13 protein-coding genes are annotated in these 16,295 nt (G+C 51.0%); 5 read left to right on the forward strand and 8 right to left on the reverse strand.

The features are described from left to right. Nucleotides 1-34: 34 nt before the first annotated feature. A complete protein-coding gene (locus R70723_RS20070) occupies nt 35-979 on the reverse strand; it encodes a GDSL-type esterase/lipase family protein (RefSeq protein ID WP_039874757.1) in 945 nt (314 codons plus the stop codon). 198 nt (nt 980-1,177) lie between these two features. Between R70723_RS20070 and R70723_RS20075 the strand changes: the two genes are divergently transcribed. Further along, nucleotides 1,178-2,155, forward strand: a complete 978-nt coding sequence (locus R70723_RS20075) for a zinc dependent phospholipase C family protein (RefSeq protein WP_039874760.1) — start codon at nt 1,178-1,180, stop codon at nt 2,153-2,155. A gap of 105 nt (nt 2,156-2,260) precedes the next feature. Here the strand turns inward: R70723_RS20075 and R70723_RS32590 are convergent, their stop codons facing one another. The 3 genes from R70723_RS32590 to R70723_RS20090 form a co-directional block, all read right to left on the reverse strand. Further along, a complete protein-coding gene (locus R70723_RS32590; RefSeq protein ID WP_039874761.1) occupies nt 2,261-3,019 on the reverse strand; it encodes a CAP domain-containing protein in 759 nt (252 codons plus the stop codon). A gap of 279 nt (nt 3,020-3,298) precedes the next feature. Further along, complete coding sequence (locus tag R70723_RS20085) at nt 3,299-5,263, reverse strand: WG repeat-containing protein (protein ID WP_039874762.1); 1,965 nt, start codon at nt 5,261-5,263, stop codon at nt 3,299-3,301. 1,084 nt (nt 5,264-6,347) lie between these two features. Then, complete coding sequence (locus R70723_RS20090) at nt 6,348-7,487, reverse strand: 5-methyltetrahydropteroyltriglutamate--homocysteine S-methyltransferase (RefSeq protein WP_039874764.1); 1,140 nt, start codon at nt 7,485-7,487, stop codon at nt 6,348-6,350. A gap of 222 nt (nt 7,488-7,709) precedes the next feature. On the opposite strand from R70723_RS20090, the gene R70723_RS20095 reads away from it, so the two are divergent. Next, nucleotides 7,710-8,381 carry a response regulator transcription factor gene (locus R70723_RS20095; RefSeq protein ID WP_039874765.1) on the forward strand — a complete coding sequence of 224 codons (672 nt, stop codon included), beginning with the start codon at nt 7,710-7,712 and terminating at the stop codon, nt 8,379-8,381. After that, nucleotides 8,378-9,382 (forward strand): sensor histidine kinase, encoded by a 1,005-nt coding sequence (locus tag R70723_RS20100; RefSeq protein WP_039874767.1) that lies wholly within the window; start codon nt 8,378-8,380, stop codon nt 9,380-9,382. The genes R70723_RS20095 and R70723_RS20100 overlap by 4 nt, the downstream gene beginning before the upstream one ends. A gap of 48 nt (nt 9,383-9,430) precedes the next feature. Here R70723_RS20100 and R70723_RS20105 read toward each other — a convergent pair whose 3' ends face one another. From R70723_RS20105 to R70723_RS34280, 4 genes are all read right to left on the reverse strand, one after another. After that, entirely contained in the window at nt 9,431-11,404 is a 1,974-nt protein-coding gene (locus tag R70723_RS20105; RefSeq protein ID WP_039874769.1) for an ABC transporter permease, read from the reverse strand. Continuing rightward, a complete protein-coding gene (locus R70723_RS20110; RefSeq protein WP_039874772.1) occupies nt 11,401-12,147 on the reverse strand; it encodes an ABC transporter ATP-binding protein in 747 nt (248 codons plus the stop codon). The genes R70723_RS20105 and R70723_RS20110 overlap by 4 nt, the downstream gene beginning before the upstream one ends. A 101-nt stretch (nt 12,148-12,248) precedes the next feature. Continuing rightward, entirely contained in the window at nt 12,249-13,508 is a 1,260-nt protein-coding gene (locus R70723_RS20115) for an ATP-binding protein (protein ID WP_039874773.1), read from the reverse strand. A gap of 308 nt (nt 13,509-13,816) precedes the next feature. Further along, on the reverse strand, nt 13,817-14,917 hold the full coding sequence (locus R70723_RS34280) for a pectate lyase (RefSeq protein ID WP_039874774.1): 1,101 nt from the start codon (nt 14,915-14,917) through the stop codon (nt 13,817-13,819). Nucleotides 14,918-15,306: 389 nt separating this feature from the next. On the opposite strand from R70723_RS34280, the gene R70723_RS20125 reads away from it, so the two are divergent. Both R70723_RS20125 and R70723_RS20130 read left to right on the forward strand, forming a co-directional pair. Further along, nucleotides 15,307-15,744 carry a LytTR family DNA-binding domain-containing protein gene (locus tag R70723_RS20125; protein WP_039874776.1) on the forward strand — a complete coding sequence of 146 codons (438 nt, stop codon included), beginning with the start codon at nt 15,307-15,309 and terminating at the stop codon, nt 15,742-15,744. Nucleotides 15,745-15,755: 11 nt separating this feature from the next. Then, nucleotides 15,756-16,193 (forward strand): DUF3021 family protein, encoded by a 438-nt coding sequence (locus R70723_RS20130; protein ID WP_039874778.1) that lies wholly within the window; start codon nt 15,756-15,758, stop codon nt 16,191-16,193. The last annotated feature ends 102 nt before the right edge of the window (nt 16,194-16,295 follow it).

Here is a 16,295-nt window from a genome sequence, read left to right on the forward strand (position 1 = left end):
TCATATCTGGTTCGGGTTCATTCACATTTAATGATTAACGTATCGCCTGCACAATCCGTTCGCTGATCCGCTGGTAGCCGTCGCCGTTCGGGTGAAAATGATCACTTGAAAGGTACTTGTCCAGATGGCGGTTGAACAGATCAAAGGTCGGCACCAGGGTCATATTGCTGTGCGTATTGATGATATCCATCGCCGCATTGTTCCAGGCTGTAACTGCCTGATTCCCCGGTACAAGCAGATCCTCAATATCGCCGAAGGGGTTATACAGACCTACATAGTAAACCTGTGCCTGCGGATTGATCTCCGCAACTGTCTCCAGAATCTCACTCAGCCGCTTGGCAGCCTCAGGCAAAGCTGATAACAGTGCCTCCGGGGTCAGTTCGTCCTCACCCGGCTTTGGAGTGGAGGTCACAAGCGCACCCGGCTTCCCGTCCAGAATACCGGTTGACTGTACAGAAGCCCCGTCTGCTGCCGCATTGTCTGCCGGAGCTTCAACACTTCCTGCTCCCTCTTCAGCCTGAACGCCGGTCCCGTTGCCCAAAATATCAGAGCCCCTGAACAGGTCATTGCCGCCGATGGATATAAGCACGACATTTGCCTGCCGCAGCGCGTACTGCACGCCCTCCTCCTGCAGCTTCGTCTGCAGCCCGGAGGTGGTCAGTCCATTGATTCCCATGTTCCCGATCAGCCCGGCTGTACCGCCGGCTCCGCTCAGCCCGTCCAGCGCCCGTCTGACAAACCCGCTGCCGCTGTTGTCACCTGTACCCTTGGCCAGGGAATCACCCAGCGCCAGAATCCGCAATTCGCCTTCAGCAGCGGCTTCAGGCGCTTCTGTCACCTGCGGCAGGGAGCTGGTCAGCGCTTCACCCTGCGGGTTGATAATATCGCCCACTGCATATACAAAGCCCACGATTAAAAGAAGTGTAGCCGCTATGGAAATCACGCTTACGCTGCGCCAGGTCCATTTTGCATCCTTCAAAGCAATCCCTCCATATGCCTCTATTCTCCATTGTTCCACATTTTACAAACTTCTTAACGTATGTAAATAAACATAATTCTTCTATACACAATTTGCAAATGAGCAGCAGGTATTACAATGCCGGCAAGCCCATTTCACTTTCTTTTAATATTGGGGAGGTATGCTGGAGAAAACTACGTGACTGAGGGGTGGACCGGAATGCCAAACATTTGGATGCATCTGGAGTACGGACAGCAGCTCGCCGGGGAGCTTCAAGGGGAATTTGCTTGTCTAGCTGACGTTAAGACCCGTCCCGAGCTGTATCAGCTGGGCTGCCAGGGACCTGACATCCTGCTGTATCACAGCTTTCTTCCCTGGCAGAAGGAAGCAAGGGCACTCCGGCTCGGCGATGATATGCATACAGAGAGCTGCGGCCCGGTGCTGACCGAGTTCTGGGAGCGGACGCTTGCCCTGCCTGACGGAGAGCGTCTGGAAGCCCAGCAATATTTTCTCGGGTTCATCACCCACCACCTGCTTGACCGCAATCTTCATCCCTATATCAACTGGAAAGCAGGCTACCAGCACCGGAACCACCAGCGTTTTGAAATAGTGCTCGATACTTTGTTCATGAAGTCGCTGAAACAGATCAATACCTGGCAGCATGCAGCCTGGAAGCAGATTAATGTGGGCTCTCACCTGCCCTTCACCGTCCACAGCATTCTGCATGAAACAGCTTCCCGCTGGTATCCGGAGACCGGCCGGCTGCCTGCCGAAATATGGGATGAGGCTTATCTGGATATGCTGCTTGCCCATAAGCTCCTGTTCGATCCGAAGGGCTGGAAAAAATCCCTGCTGCGCGGCAAAGCCCTCCGTCTTTTCTCTCAGCCGCTCTCTCCTGCTGAGGAGCAGCTAGACTATCTGAACGAAAAACACGGCGAATGGCGGCATTCCGCCCTCTATTCCGAGGTGCGGACTAAAAGTGTATGGGATCTGTGGGAGCAGGCACTGGCTGAAGGCCGCACCGTTCTCCGGGCGCTTGCAGCCTGGCTGAACAGCACGTCACCGGCAGAGGCCGCCAGAGCGCTGGAGCATTTCCGGCTGGTGCTGGGTGACCGTTCCTATGATACAGGCAAGGATTGCAGCAGCCGGCTGAAGAACCTCTATGCCGAGCCAATCTGGGAGGCGGGCATTTCCTGAAGCTCCTGGATTTCTGCAAAAAAAAGGACTGCACTGGAACGGGCCGCTTTCGCGGCTTGTCCAGGCAGTCCTTTTATATATGAGCTGCAGAGAGTGTTGTACGGTTTATTTACCGATAAACTCCTGCACCCAGTAGTTATTATCAAATCCTACCCCGATATAGTTAAAGTTCGCGCTAAGAATGTTGGCACGGTGACCCGCACTGTTCATCCAGGCTGTCATAACCTCCTGCGGCGTTTTCTGGCCCATGGCAATATTCTCGCCCGCTGCCCGGTAAGTTACACCAAAGGACTTCATCATATCAAAAGGTGATCCGTACGTAGGCGAAGTGTGGGAGAAATAGTTGTTGACCCGCATGTCCGCTGCCTTGGCAGCCGCCACCTTGTTCAGGCTGTCCAGCGCGGTAACCGGAGACAGCCCAGCTGCAGCGCGCTCCTTATTCACCAGGTCTACAACCTGCTTAACATAGGAAGACTGTGCAGCTGCAGTAGCGACTGGAGCTGCGGTTGCTGCAGGCTTAGCTGTTGCTACCGGCTTGGCAGTAGCTGCAGGTGTTGCTACCGGCTTAGCGGTTGCTGCAGGTGTTGCCACTGGCTTGGCTGTTGCGGCCGGTGTAGCGGCGGCTGCAGGCTTCTGTGTAACAACCGGCGGCTTGAACTTCGATACCACTACGGTCGTTCCTTTAAATGCAAAGGCTTTGTTGCTATATTGAGTGAAGTTTTGCAGGAATTGGGCAAAGCTGGCAGTGTCAGCTGCTGCTGCAGTTCCGCTGGCTGCATCTGCCTTTAGCGGCATGGAAATGCTCAGGGCCATTACTGCTGCTACGCTTCCACCTATCATTGCTTTTACTGTTTTGCTCTTCATTATGCCATCTCCTTGTTCTTGTTGTATTTACAGTGCTGAAAGTATGCCGGCACCAAATATTACAATCTTGTCATTTCTTCCTCAGTCATTGTAGCACAAAACTATCAGCTGTGCGCTGCTAAATGTTTACAGTACTAGATTTGCAGGACGGCTTGTCCAGCAAGAGAACCGGGTAAGATGCTGTGCAGGCATTCAAAAAACTGCCGCCCGGTCGAGGCAGCAGTCTTTGCTGTGTAGTAGGCTACTTATTCTATTTATCGGCCCGGCGCTTAGTTGTATTTAGTGAAAAGACTGCCAGAAATCGCCTTCTGTCGAGATCAGGCCCATAATTTCAGCATATGGAATCCGGAAGGTCGGAAAGCCTGCCGCGTATGGAGCAATCTCATATGGCGCAAAATACAGATACAGTGCCTCTTCATCCACATAAAACGGCTGATCGGCGGTAATCCCCTTATACGTATCCGGAAAAATATAAGTATACTGTGGGTCATTAGCGATCTGCTTGCCGACGATGTCGCTAAGCTTCTCGACATATCTGCTGCCCGGCTTGAACAGGTCACTTAGCGTATAAAATCTGCCGCTGCGCAGATTGACATGCTCATACAGCATCGTAGGCATACCATGGGCTGCGCCGAACGGGTAATTATAGCCGCTGAGCTCGAGCACCAGCAGATTTTTACGGAAAAATTCAACGGCGAAGTCTCCGGTATAACTGAAATCCTGCGCTGCTCCTCCGCTTCCCACGCCCTCTGCCTTGGAGAGGCTGCGCAGCCTGCTGTTGACGGTTTTGGATACTTCGATATCGGCAATGCCCTCAATCACCGGATAGTAGACGAGGTAGTCCCGGTTCGGCTTGTATTTCTTCTCCAGTACGGAGTAAGGCGGACGGAGCGGAATAACGCCGTTCTGACGCCATACCTGCTTGCCCCTGCGGTCGTAGTAAGCGGTACGCTGATCAATATCCGCACGGATCAGGCTGCCGCTGAAGGATAATGTGCCGGAGCCGGCAATCACGGGCGGCTGGGATGCTTTTTTACCGCTTTTGTCGATAAAATAGGTGTCCTTGGCATCAAAAACCGAAGCCAGCCCATGCTGATAGTTATTCACTCCGAGCAGCGGATGATTGCTGAGAACCCTGCCCGTTACGGCATCTACTATTACATAACGCGATCCCCGGTACGGCTGGTCGGCATAGAGCGGAGTTCCCAGCGCAACGCGGTTTTCTCCCAGCTGCTGCACCTCATAATAGGTGGCCGGAATGATCTGCTTCCCCTGCTTATCGATCAGCCCGTAGGCGTTCCCGTAATCCTCCGCTGTATTGATTACCGCCCGGCCCTCCGAAAATGGCAGCGCCGACGTAAATTGCGGCTTGATTGCCACAGTGCCGTCCAGGTTAAGATAACCGTATTTGCCGTTCTCTGTCTCCTGGTAGGCCAGCAGCCCGTCGCCCGGATTTCCGACAAACGGATGTTTGTACGTATGCAGCACCTTTCCATCCGGATCAATCAGCGCATATTCGCCTTCGGCGATTTTGACCAAAGCTGTCCCGTTCATGAAATCGCCCGCATCCAGATAGACCGGAGGCAGCACTTCCTTGCCCTGCGCATCGATATAGCCGTAGCGGGAGCCGCCTGCTGTAGTACTTTGCTTGGAAAAGAGCGCCCGCCCCTCATGCAGCGAATTCAGATAATCATAGCGCGCCGCAGTGACTTCCTTACCTTTTTCATCGATCAGTGTGTACCCCTTAGCATCCGACACTACCGCCCGGCCTTCCGCAAAAGGGGCAATGAAGGAGTAGATTGGCTTTACTTTTTCACGGCCGCTGCTGTCAATCAGCCCGCTGCTGTTCTTACGCTGCACGATTGCCAGCCCGTTCTCCTGAAAATCCTCGGCATACTCATACCTCGGTTCAATTGCGGTCCGCCCTTCATTGTTGATATAGCCCCACAGCGTCCCTTCCTTGGTCTTAAAAGGCGCCGGATGCAGCACTTCCGCCCGCAGACCGTTCACATCCGCAGCCTCGAGGAACTGGAGCGGTTCCAGCGGCTTAATATAATAATCAACACGGTACAGTCCCGCCTCTGCGGGGATCGTCACGAACAGATCATCATCGGCACGGATGAAATCCTCCTCCTGCTGAGCCACATATTCATTCCACCCGATCCCGTCCCATTTCCACACTTCCGTCTGCAGCAGACCGTTGTCATTCCCTTTTGCCAGCTCATTCAGCCTAATTCTCAGCATTCCCGTCGCTCCCTTACAAAGGCATTTGCCTATAGAGTATGAAGGGGATGGGGAAAGGGTGTTTCTGTGCCCTGATTTGTAAAAGTGTGCGGGAGTGCTGGGGGGCTGTAAAACTGTGAGGATACTGGGGAGTAAGGACGTGAAACTGCGGGAGTGCGGACTGCGAGGATACTGGGGGACTTCCGCAGTTTTTGGACTTCCGGCCGCTGTTGTCTTCGGATTTCCTTTATTTTTACCGCTGTCAGCGGGTGAAATCCGAAGACAAAGGCGGACACTACCGTTCCTCCAGTTCCAAAATCTGCTCCGTCCCTTTCATCCTCTTCGGCGGGGAAAGAAAAGCACAGAAACACCCTCTAGGAGGGTGTTGGCCGGCAGAACAAGGGCAGCTCTGCCCTGCCCTTGAAAAACATATGTGAGAATAGAGCAACATGAATGAGCGCTTGAATGGGACTAGCTGAATGGGCAGATTAATGAACAATTTGAGTAAAGAACGTGAGGGACAGAATGAGTCAATACCTTGCCTTGAGTGGACTACTCGAAGACAGCTGTTCGAGCAACATTAATGAGTGCATATATACGACTACTCTAGTGGCAGATTTAATGAACCAAGTTACTGGGAAGAGCAAAGCTCCCAACTCGACTGTGCCGCCCCCCGCTAACGGACTCAGATGACCTTATCAGCAGGATTCAGGACGCAAGGTTACTTTAACGGACACCAGTGACCTTATTCGGCGCATTTTCGTACAAAAATGGGATCAGCAGCACAAATAACGTCATCTGGGTCCGTTAGAGAGGCAGGAAACCAAAAAAAGCAGCTAATAAGGGCTCCTGGGTCCGATAGAGACGTGCAAGCAGGGACTGGCAACACAGAGTGTGCAACCATCAGGGACACATCATGCGATACTGCTGAGTTCCCTATGCAAAGGGGAGTTTCGAATAAATTCTTTATAGTGGTAACCAAACCGTAACCAACCGGCAGGTTTACCCGACAAGTTATTGCCCACAAACACAAGTAAACCGTACGGATAGCCCCGTACGGTTTACTTGAACTTATAATCATCCCGTAACAAACGGGACCCTTAGTCTATTTCCAAATCTCATCCGCAATTTCTTTGATATAGGCAAGCTTGTTCCACTGCTGCTCTTCGGTCAGGTGGTTGCCTTCTTCTGTAGAAGCGAAGCCGCATTGCGGGCTCAGACAGATCCGGTTCAGGTCGACGTACTGCTTGGCTTCCTCAATCCGCTTCAGGATCTCTTCCTTGTTCTCCAGCTCCCCGAATTTGGAGGAGAACAGGCCGAGCACCACCTGCTGGCTGTCCTTCAGGAACCGCAGCGGCTTGAAGTCTCCGGCACGGTCTGTGTCGAACTCCAGATAGTAGCCGGAATAGTTATCAATTCCGAGCAGCGCCTGCACGATCGGCTCATAGCTTCCGCCCACACCGGCATAGGTCGATACATAGTTGCCGCGGCACACATGCGTCGTAACCACAAGATCTTCCGGCAGGCCGGCTACAACGGCTGCGTTCACCTTGGCCAATTCCGCAGCATAGTCGGCTACATTCACGCCGATCTGCTCCATGATGGTGATAAACTGCTCGTCGCACAGGGCACCCCAGGTGCAGTCGTCGAACTGGATGCTGCGGCAGCCGGCATTGTACAGATCGAGCACTGCTCCCTTGTAGGCTTTGACTGTATCCGCAAGCAGCTCTTCCCGGTTCGGGTATAGCGCAGTTGTACTCTCCTTATTCTCCGCACGGTCCAGCTCGAACAGGAACTGGGCAGCGGCCGGCACAGACTGGCGGGCTACAACGTCGTCCCCGACAATGCTTTTGAGGTAAGTGTAATGGGCAACAAACGGATGGCTGCTGTAGCTGATTTTGCCGGTCAGGCGGGCTGTCTCCGGTCTGGACTGGGCTCCGTTGAACTGGTATCCCTGGTCAATGAGGGTCTGCTCTACACCGTCAAAGCCCCAGAAGAAATCCAGATGCCACCAGGAGCGGCGGAATTCACCGTCTGTTACAGCCAGAAGACCCACTTCCTTTTGCTTGGCCACAAGCTTGACGATTTCGGCGTCTTCAACCTCTTTCAGCTGAACGGCACTAATCTCACCGTTCTTATATTTCACTCTTGCATCCTTCAGAGCCGCAGGGCGCAGGAAGCTGCCGACAATATCATAGCGGAATGGGGTAACAGTACGTTTCAAAGGTTCAGTCTGGGTGCTCATCGGTTTATCTCCTCTATCTGTTTAATTAGTATAGTTACTATAGCACACGCCCCCGGCCATCCCGTTCTACCAATGATCTATCGTCCGTTATAATTAATAGCTATAGCCGCATTTCTGTGGTGACTGAGCCGCAGGCGATTTATAATAGAAGCTGTGCGGCAAAAGTCTGTTCACTTTAGCAATAAGCAGTATTTTATCACCCTTAGGCTTGGAGGAATTCCTGTGTTTCGGATCATGATTATAGAAGATGACGTAAAAATCAGGCAAATCGTCGCAGATACGCTGCGCAAATGGAAATACGAGGTTTCCGAAGTGACAGCCTATGAGCAGATTCTGGAGGAGTTTAACAGGGTTCAGCCCCATCTGGTGCTGCTGGATGTGAACCTGCCCATGTATGACGGCTTTTACTGGTGCCAGCAGATCCGCTCTGTCTCCAAGGTTCCGGTCATTTTCCTGTCCTCGCGCACACAGAATATGGATGTCATTATGGCAATCAATATGGGAGCGGATGATTATATCCAGAAGCCGTTTGATTTAAGCGTGCTGGTTGCCAAGATCAGCGCGATGCTTCGCCGCAATTATACCTACCAGGATGAGAACCTGCAGCTTTCGCACCGGCAGCTTATTTTCAACCTGTCCAGCTCCTCTATCCAGTATGGTAATCAGACAGCAGAGCTGTCACGGAATGATTTTATTCTCTTACAGACGCTGATGCGCAGTACCGGAAAAATTGTCTCCAGGGATGAGCTGATGCAGGTGCTGTGGAATGACGAGCAGTTCGTGGACGACAACACCTTAACGGTAAATGTGAACCGGCTGCGGCGCAAAATCGCACTATTGGGCCTTGAGGATTTCATCGCTACCCGCAAAGGAATGGGGTATATTATCGAATGAGCTTCTGGCGTTTTCTGAAATATGAACGGCCGTACCTGTACCTCTGCGGGGCCTGCTTTCTGCTGACTGCCGCTGTATTCGGCATTAATCCGAACAATGCGTGGGACTGGGAGAGCTTTTACTATTGTCTGGCCCTCGTTCTGCTGCTGATGACTTCGTTTGTCCTTTACCGCTATCTGAAAAATGTACAGGTTATCCGCAAGCCGGACGATGAGGACGCCGAGCCCCTGTCACTGGAAGCCGAGGTATGCCGGGAGGAGATGCGCCGGCTGCGGATCAGCCACATCCGTTCACTCAATGCCATTCAGGACCGGCAAAAGGAAACCTATGATTTCATCGTCTCCTGGTTTCATGAGATCAAGACCCCCATCGCCGTCATGCGCCTGATGCAGCAGACCGAGATGAACCCGGCAAGCCTGGAGGAGGAGCTGTCCCGCATTGAGCATTATGTGGATCAGGCCCTCTATTACGCCAAGCTGGACAGCTTTAACAAGGATTATGAAATTGTGAACTGCAGCCTGGAGCAGCTCGCCAAAGCGGCAGTGAAGCACCATTCCAAGACCTTTATCTCCAAAAAAATAGCGGTCCGCCTCGAGGTGGACGGTACAACTGTGCAAAGTGATTCAAAGTGGCTGCTCTTCATCCTTAATCAGCTGGTCTCGAACAGCCTTAAGTACACTGCCGATCAGGGTTTGATCGCCATTACAAGCCGGACTACACCGCAGGAGAAGCTGCTTGTGATCCGGGATAACGGCGTGGGCATCGACCGCAAGGATCTGCCGCGGATTTTTGAGCGGGGCTTTACCGGCACTAACGGGCGGACCTTCGTGAAGTCCACGGGCATGGGATTGTATCTGGCCCAGGAGCTGTCCAAAAAGCTCGGCCACTACATTACCTGCGATTCAGCTGCCGGCAGTTTCAGCGAATTCACTATTCATTTTCCCAAAAATCATGATCCTTACCTCAGCATTCTCCGGCACAACAACGAAAAGACGCAATGACCTGTAAAAGGCCGATTGCGTCATTATGCCATCACTGGCTGGCATGCTTTATGGGTTCTCGCTGACTATTTTATAGTACAGATTCGTGGATGAATGGTACAGCAGCAGATAGATCAGAAAATAAACGCCCATGATTCCCCATACCATGGCTGTAAGGCCGGAATAGCCGGCGACGGAATCGAGAATGTAGTATTTAATGATGAACCAGCTGTAGGTGATCCCCAGCAGCAGCGGAGGCAGAAACACGAACACCAGCTGCTTGCGGATGACCTGCTTCAGCTGTCTGCTGCCGACGCCGATTTTGCGCAGAATTGAATATTGCAGCCGTTCGTCTGTCGCCTCGCGCAGCTGTTTGAAATAAATAATGCTGGCCAGGGCGAAGACGGCGATCAGCGACAGGAAGCCGCTGGCGAAGAGCATCAGCGAGGAGCTCTCGATCTGCTTGGAGTACACATCGGCAAAGGAGGAATAATAAGCCCCCGGCGTCTGTGTCACGATAGCATGGATCTCCTTCGACAGCGCCTCTGCATTGCGGGCATTGTGCAGGCCGTATATTTCAAACGTTCGCAGCTCTGCATCTGCCCCGCCGCCTGATAATTGTCCGTAAGCCTCATCGGAGATAATCAGCACGGCAGGCTTGTAAACCATGGAGCGCACCGGGTCGGAAGCCCAGCCAAGATAAGCATAATCCTTGATTTCAGCCAGCTTGAATACAGTCTCCGCACCTGCCTGAACGGTAAATTCCGGCTGTTCACCGGCACCATACACCCTCGGGAAGTCAGAGCCCTGCGCCAGTCCGACCGCTTCATTACCCTGCAGCTCTACAACCTCATCGTCTCCCCGCTGTGCAATCAGTTCGTTATAGGTGTGCTCCGCTACCAGCAGGACATCCGCCGAATAATACTCCGGATTCTCTACGAGCGTGTGCATATCACTTACAGGGGTAACAGCCACCCCCTCCTGTGTTAAGTGAAAGCGTATCTCATGATCCGAGTCTCTGATCATCCCGTCGATGCGGCTGTTGGTCTGCTGATCCAGTGACTGAAAGGCGATATCATTGGGCAAATTTCTGCCTACTGCATCAAACTGCACCTTATAATTGATCGTCATGAAGCACATCAGCATCATAATAACGGCACTGAACAGCGTGATAAAGGTCAGATTCAGCGTATTGCCTCTGATCTGGAACCGCAGCGACGAGGTCCACAGCACCGTATTCCCCTCGTGATATTTCCTGCTGCGGCTGAGCCGCTGGAGCAGCCAGCCGGCAAACTGGCGGAAAAACAGATACGTCCCGCCTAGAATCCCGCCCGTTACGCCAATCATGCTCCAGGCCGGATAGTCCTGCCAGAAAACCGAGCCCTTGCCGCTGCTGATCACAGCAAAGGACAGGACCAGCATCAGCACGGAGAGCAGCGCCGGGACAGCAGAGACCCGTACAGGCTTGTCTGCCTTCTGCTTGGCATGAAACAGCTCCATCAGCTGTACCCGGTTCACCATGATATGGCTCTGCACACTGATTATGACCGCCAGCAGCAGGAAGAGCCCCGCAGTGGACAGAATGGACTGGACTGGGAAGGACAGGGAAATGACCTGGTCATATTGCATCAGCCGGAGCAGCAGCATGCCGAACAGCTTGGACAGAAGGCCGCCGAGCAGCACACCAGTAACCAGCGAAATTGTGCTCAGGATTAGCGTCTCATAGAATACCATAATGGTGATTTGGCGCTCGCTGAGCCCGTGTAGCAGGTACATGCCGAACTCTTTTTTGCGCTGCTTCATGAAGAAGGAGTTGGCATACAGGATAAAGAAAATGATAAAGAGAAAAACAACCACAGACGCAATAGCCACGCCATTCCTGAAATTATCGCGGTTCTGCAGCGCATCCATAATGTCCCCGTTGTACATCAGGGAGGAAAAGGTGAACTGGATAATGACCCCTATAATCATCGAGAACAGATAAATGGAATACAGCCGGAAATTACGTTTTACGTTGCGTACTGTCAGATCAAATAGACTCATCGCGCCTGGCCCCCCAAAAGGCTCTGCGTTTCCAGTATACGGTCGTAGAACGCTTGCTGCGGCTGGTCCCCGGCGTACAGCTCATTAACAATCATGCCGTCACGCAAAAAAATAACTCTCCGGCAGTAGCTTGCCGCATAAACATCATGTGTTACCATCATTATGGTTGTATTGAACCGTTCATTTAAGCCGGCCAGCTGCTCCAGCAGCTGGGTAGCCGATCTTGAATCCAGCGCACCCGTCGGCTCATCGGCAAAGACAATTGCCGGATTCGTAATAATCGCCCTGGCCGAGGCCGCCCGCTGCTTTTGTCCGCCGGAAATTTCATTCGGATACTTGTCCATGATGCCTTCAATGTTAAGCGCCTGTGCAATCGTGGACAGCCGCTCTTCCATCTCCGCCGCCCTGAATTTGCGCAGCGACAGCGGCAGCAGAATATTTTCCTTAACCGTTAAGGCCTCCAGCAGATTATAATCCTGAAAAATAAAGCCCATCCGCTCCTGGCGGAACTGCCGCAGCGCTTTCTTGTTCATATCCAGCAGTGACCTGCCTTCCAGCCAGACCTCGCCGCCGGACAGCTGGTCTATGGTCGACAGCACATTCATCAGTGTGGACTTGCCTGATCCGGACGGGCCCATTACCGCAGTGAGCTCCCCGGCTCCGATTACGAGATCAATATTTTTGAGCACAGCGGCAGCTCCGTAATTTTTGGACACATTCCTCGTTTCAATCACCGTTGTCATGCTTTATTACCTCCCCTTCTACTATTCAATATAGCCACAACGGGTAATTGCAGCCATAGATGTAGCAGAGGGTAAAGTGACGTTTATGTCACTTAGCGGGACTAGAAGTCCGAAGGCTCAGCCGTGGCAGGGATTGTGATCATGAAGGTGGTTCCGTTTCCCTTTTCACTCTCAACCTCAATAACTCCCCTGACCTTATCCACTGTGCTGTAGACCATGAGCATTCCAAGTCCCGTTCCTTCCTCTTTGGTGGAATAGTATGGCTTGCCGAGACGTGAAATCTCCTCCTTGCTCATACCGACCCCGGTGTCGCGGATGCTGATTACGATGTTTTGCCTCTTTTCCGAGATGTCTATCGTCAGTGTGCCGCATTCATCCTCTTTCATCGCTTCTATTCCGTTCTTGTAGAGGTTAATCAGGCACTGCTGGATCTGGTTTTTGTCATAGCTGGTGTTCAGCGTATTACTGAAATGGAATTCGACGGTTACCCTATGAATGGTGGCAAAGGGCATGATGATATTCTTGGTATACTCCGCTTCAGTCCGCAGGTTGGAAAACACCATATTACCGGATTGCGGCTTGGCAAAAGAAAGAAAGTCACTTACGATCTTCTCCGCCCGGTTCAGCTCCTGCAGCGACAGCTCGACGTATTCCTTTTCCTCAGGTGTAATATTCCCGGACTTGTTCAGCAGCTGTAAAAAACCGCTCGTTACCGTCAGCGGATTCCTGATTTCATGGGACACGCTGGCCGCCAGCTCACTGATGACATTCAGGCGCTCTGACTGGTTAATGCGGTCACGGTTCTTGATATTGGTAATGATCTGTTCAATCAGAATCATGATAATGCTCATAACACCGACATGGGTCGTCAGCGCATAGAAGGTCAGAATCCAGAACTGCCTGTCCAGCGTCCCCTTCATTACACCAAGCGTAACCAGATAGATGCCCATTGTAAGGGCAGCAATGAAGGTAGCACTAAAGATCCGGCGGTTGGCGCTCTGTCTGATAAACCATTTACTTAAGTAAGGCACAATCAGCAGCACCGTTGTAGAGAACAGGAAGGACGGAAGAATGCCGGCCCCGCCAATGTACAACCGGTATACATTTAGGATCAGATAAAGCGGAAGGACATGCACGTAACCGCCGAATAACCCCACAAGAATGAACGGAACATAGCGCAGATCGTAAATAAAGCCCATCTCCAGCCTGATCGGCTTGGCTATGCACAGAATCATCGTAACGGCAGACATGAATACCAGAATTTTGTTATTGTAGCGGTTTGCTCTATTTTCAAAGAAAATAACAACAATCAGCACCGGAAATAAGATAAATAAAAAGTTAAGCAACAGGGTTTCAAGCAAAGATTTAACTTCCTCTCAGATGTGGTAAAACTATCAATCCCTCTATTATATGAAAGTTCCGGATATTTCCCTAGAGTAATTGCTGGAAATTTATAGCCTACAGTTAAAAATTGTGTTAATTCATTGGCTGATAGACTGGACCATGTAGGGCTTTTAAGAGGGGATTGCATTAAAAGGAACGGGGGAGACGGTTGAATGTTTAGGCGGAGTTTCACTGCTTTTGCCGGTACAAATAACAGGGCGGCAGGTCCACTAAGCCTCTAAGGGACCTGCCGCCTTAATCTTTTTAAATTGTGGGCACTTATAGATTAATAAGCGGTATTATTATTTTCGGTAACATGCTTGACGCCAATCCATTTATCACCGACATCCGAATACAGCGTATTTGTCATTGTGACCGAGCTGGTTGTGCTGTCTGTACGGAAGATGGCTTCACCCATGCCCGCGATATCACAGCTGTCAATGAAGACCTTGACGTTAAAGGTCGAACCGCCCAATTGCCGGATGAATTTGCCGGCGTCACGTCCGACAAAATTGTATACGTTGAACGTGCTTGCTGCGTTAATCTGGAACATCTTATCTGAGCCGTTATAGGCAGCGCCACCGTTAAGTGTGACCGTTCCGGATTCTTTGATGGTCAGCGCATCTTCGCCGATGTCTGTCCAGACGATGTTGGACAGGTAAGCGTTACCATAAGTGTGAATACCATCGGCCGCCGGTGCTCCGAGCACTACGTTCTTCAGTGTGGCTCCGTTCTCCAGCTTGAATACTGGCTTCTGGCCTTCGGCCTGGCTGCCGTCACCAAGCGATGAACCGGCTATAAAGGTACGTCCCTTGCCGTCATATACCTCTCCGGACTTGACCACTATCGTGGAGTTGACCGTTGTTGAGCTTGGTGAGACCTTGACCAGACTCCATTGCTGGTTAGGATTGTCGAGATCGGTCCATTGGCTTATATTTGCACCTGCCGCTGTGGAATGAGAATAGACCTCGGCTACCTTTCCGCTGTGCCGATTTTTGAGCTGCACATAGCCCCCGCTGTCTTCCAGCTTCCAGTGCTGATTATAGCCGTTGATGTTCTGCCACTGTACAATATTGCCGCCATCGGCTGTAGAATATTGATAAACCTCCAGTGCCCGTCCGCTGTGGGCGTTGATAATCTGATAATAGCCGCTGCCGACGCTGACAAAGCGCCACAGCTGGTTGTCCCCGCCGAGGTCGTTCCATTGTGAGACATTGGCGCCGTTCTCATGAGCCCAGTTGATCACTTCCATAGCTTGTCTGCTATTGCGGTTAATAATTTTGTACAGCCCGTTGTTCTCTGCGGAGGCAGCATCGGCTTGCGGAATGTGTCCCAGAACCAGCACTAGAATAAAAGCAGTTAACAGGGAAATGCCTTTTCTCAACATCACATAACACTCCTTCAATAGGATTTAGTTAAGCGCTTTCTTGCGATGAGCCAAAACAGAGAAGCTGGAATCCATCCACCCCCTTAACCATTAATTTCCATAATTATAGCAAGAAAAAATTTAGATTATAATGAAAATATTGAATGTTTTGTGAAATGAAATAAAAAAGATTATATAAACTGCAGCGAACTGCAATGCAGGTGATAGCCCATGGTTTGCAAAGGATTTGCACTTTTTATTTTTTTTGGACAAATGCAGCAGTGTTTACATATCCACCTTGAAAAACGGTTGTTTATTTTAAGATAATATAAAATATTGACCCATTTCTTCCGCGCAGCTAAGATGTACATAAATCTTGAATCTGTAATCTTATTAAAGCAGGTGTTGACATGAAAATCTCGATCGAACAGATTGCCAGAGAACAGGAAGAAGAAATTATAATCCGCTGCCATGAGGAGGATGATGAAATACAAGGCATTGTACATAGGCTGCAGACAGACAGTCTCGTGCTGCTTGGTTACCAGAATGAACGGGTCCACCGGATCAGGCTTAGGGATATTTATTATTTTGAGGCTGTAGACGGAAAGGTGTTCATTTACTGCAGGAGCAGCGTGTACGAGGTCAAGCAAAAGCTCTATGAGCTGGAGGCCTTGTGCAGCAGGCTGAGCTGCTTTCGCGCATCCAAATCTACCGTACTGAACATCGCCAAAATTGACATGGTTCGTCCGACCATCAGCGGCCGGTTCGAAGCAGTGCTGGATAACGGGGAACGAGTGGTGATCTCCAGACAATACGTGCCTGTACTCAAAAATATGCTGGGATTATAGGGGGAAAAAGCATGAAGCCGGCACAAATGATAAAAGGGCTGCTAACCGACTTTTTAATGATTTTTGCAACTGTTATTATCATCATCACGATTCTAAGATCGCTCTTTGACCCTGACGAGGCCTTTGAGCTGACAACCGTTTATATCATAATGGGCTTTTGCCTGGTAAGCACATTAATCGGAATTATCCTCTATACGCCTGAAGGGGTAAGCGAGCGGAATATGCGGATCAGGGTTATCATCCACTTTGCCGCTCTGGAGGTGATTCTGGTCTCCCTGGCGCTCGTGACCGGGATGTCAAAAGGGGTTGTACCCACAGCCATTATGGCTGTGCAGATTGCCGTAGTCTATGCTATCATCCGGCTGTTATCCTGGCAGCAGGATAAAAAAGAAGCGGAGCAGATTAACGAAAAACTCCAGCAGCTGAGGACGGATAGACGGCAGGATTAAACACCTATTCAACTTATTTTTACAGCTTATTGGCCTGTAGCTACAGCTTATTGAATTTCTATATACTTCCTTCCGGCGGTTTCATAAGATGAAGCCAGCATT

The sequence above is a fragment of the Paenibacillus sp. FSL R7-0273 genome (assembly GCF_000758625.1).
Lineage (GTDB): Bacteria > Bacillota > Bacilli > Paenibacillales > Paenibacillaceae > Paenibacillus_AQ.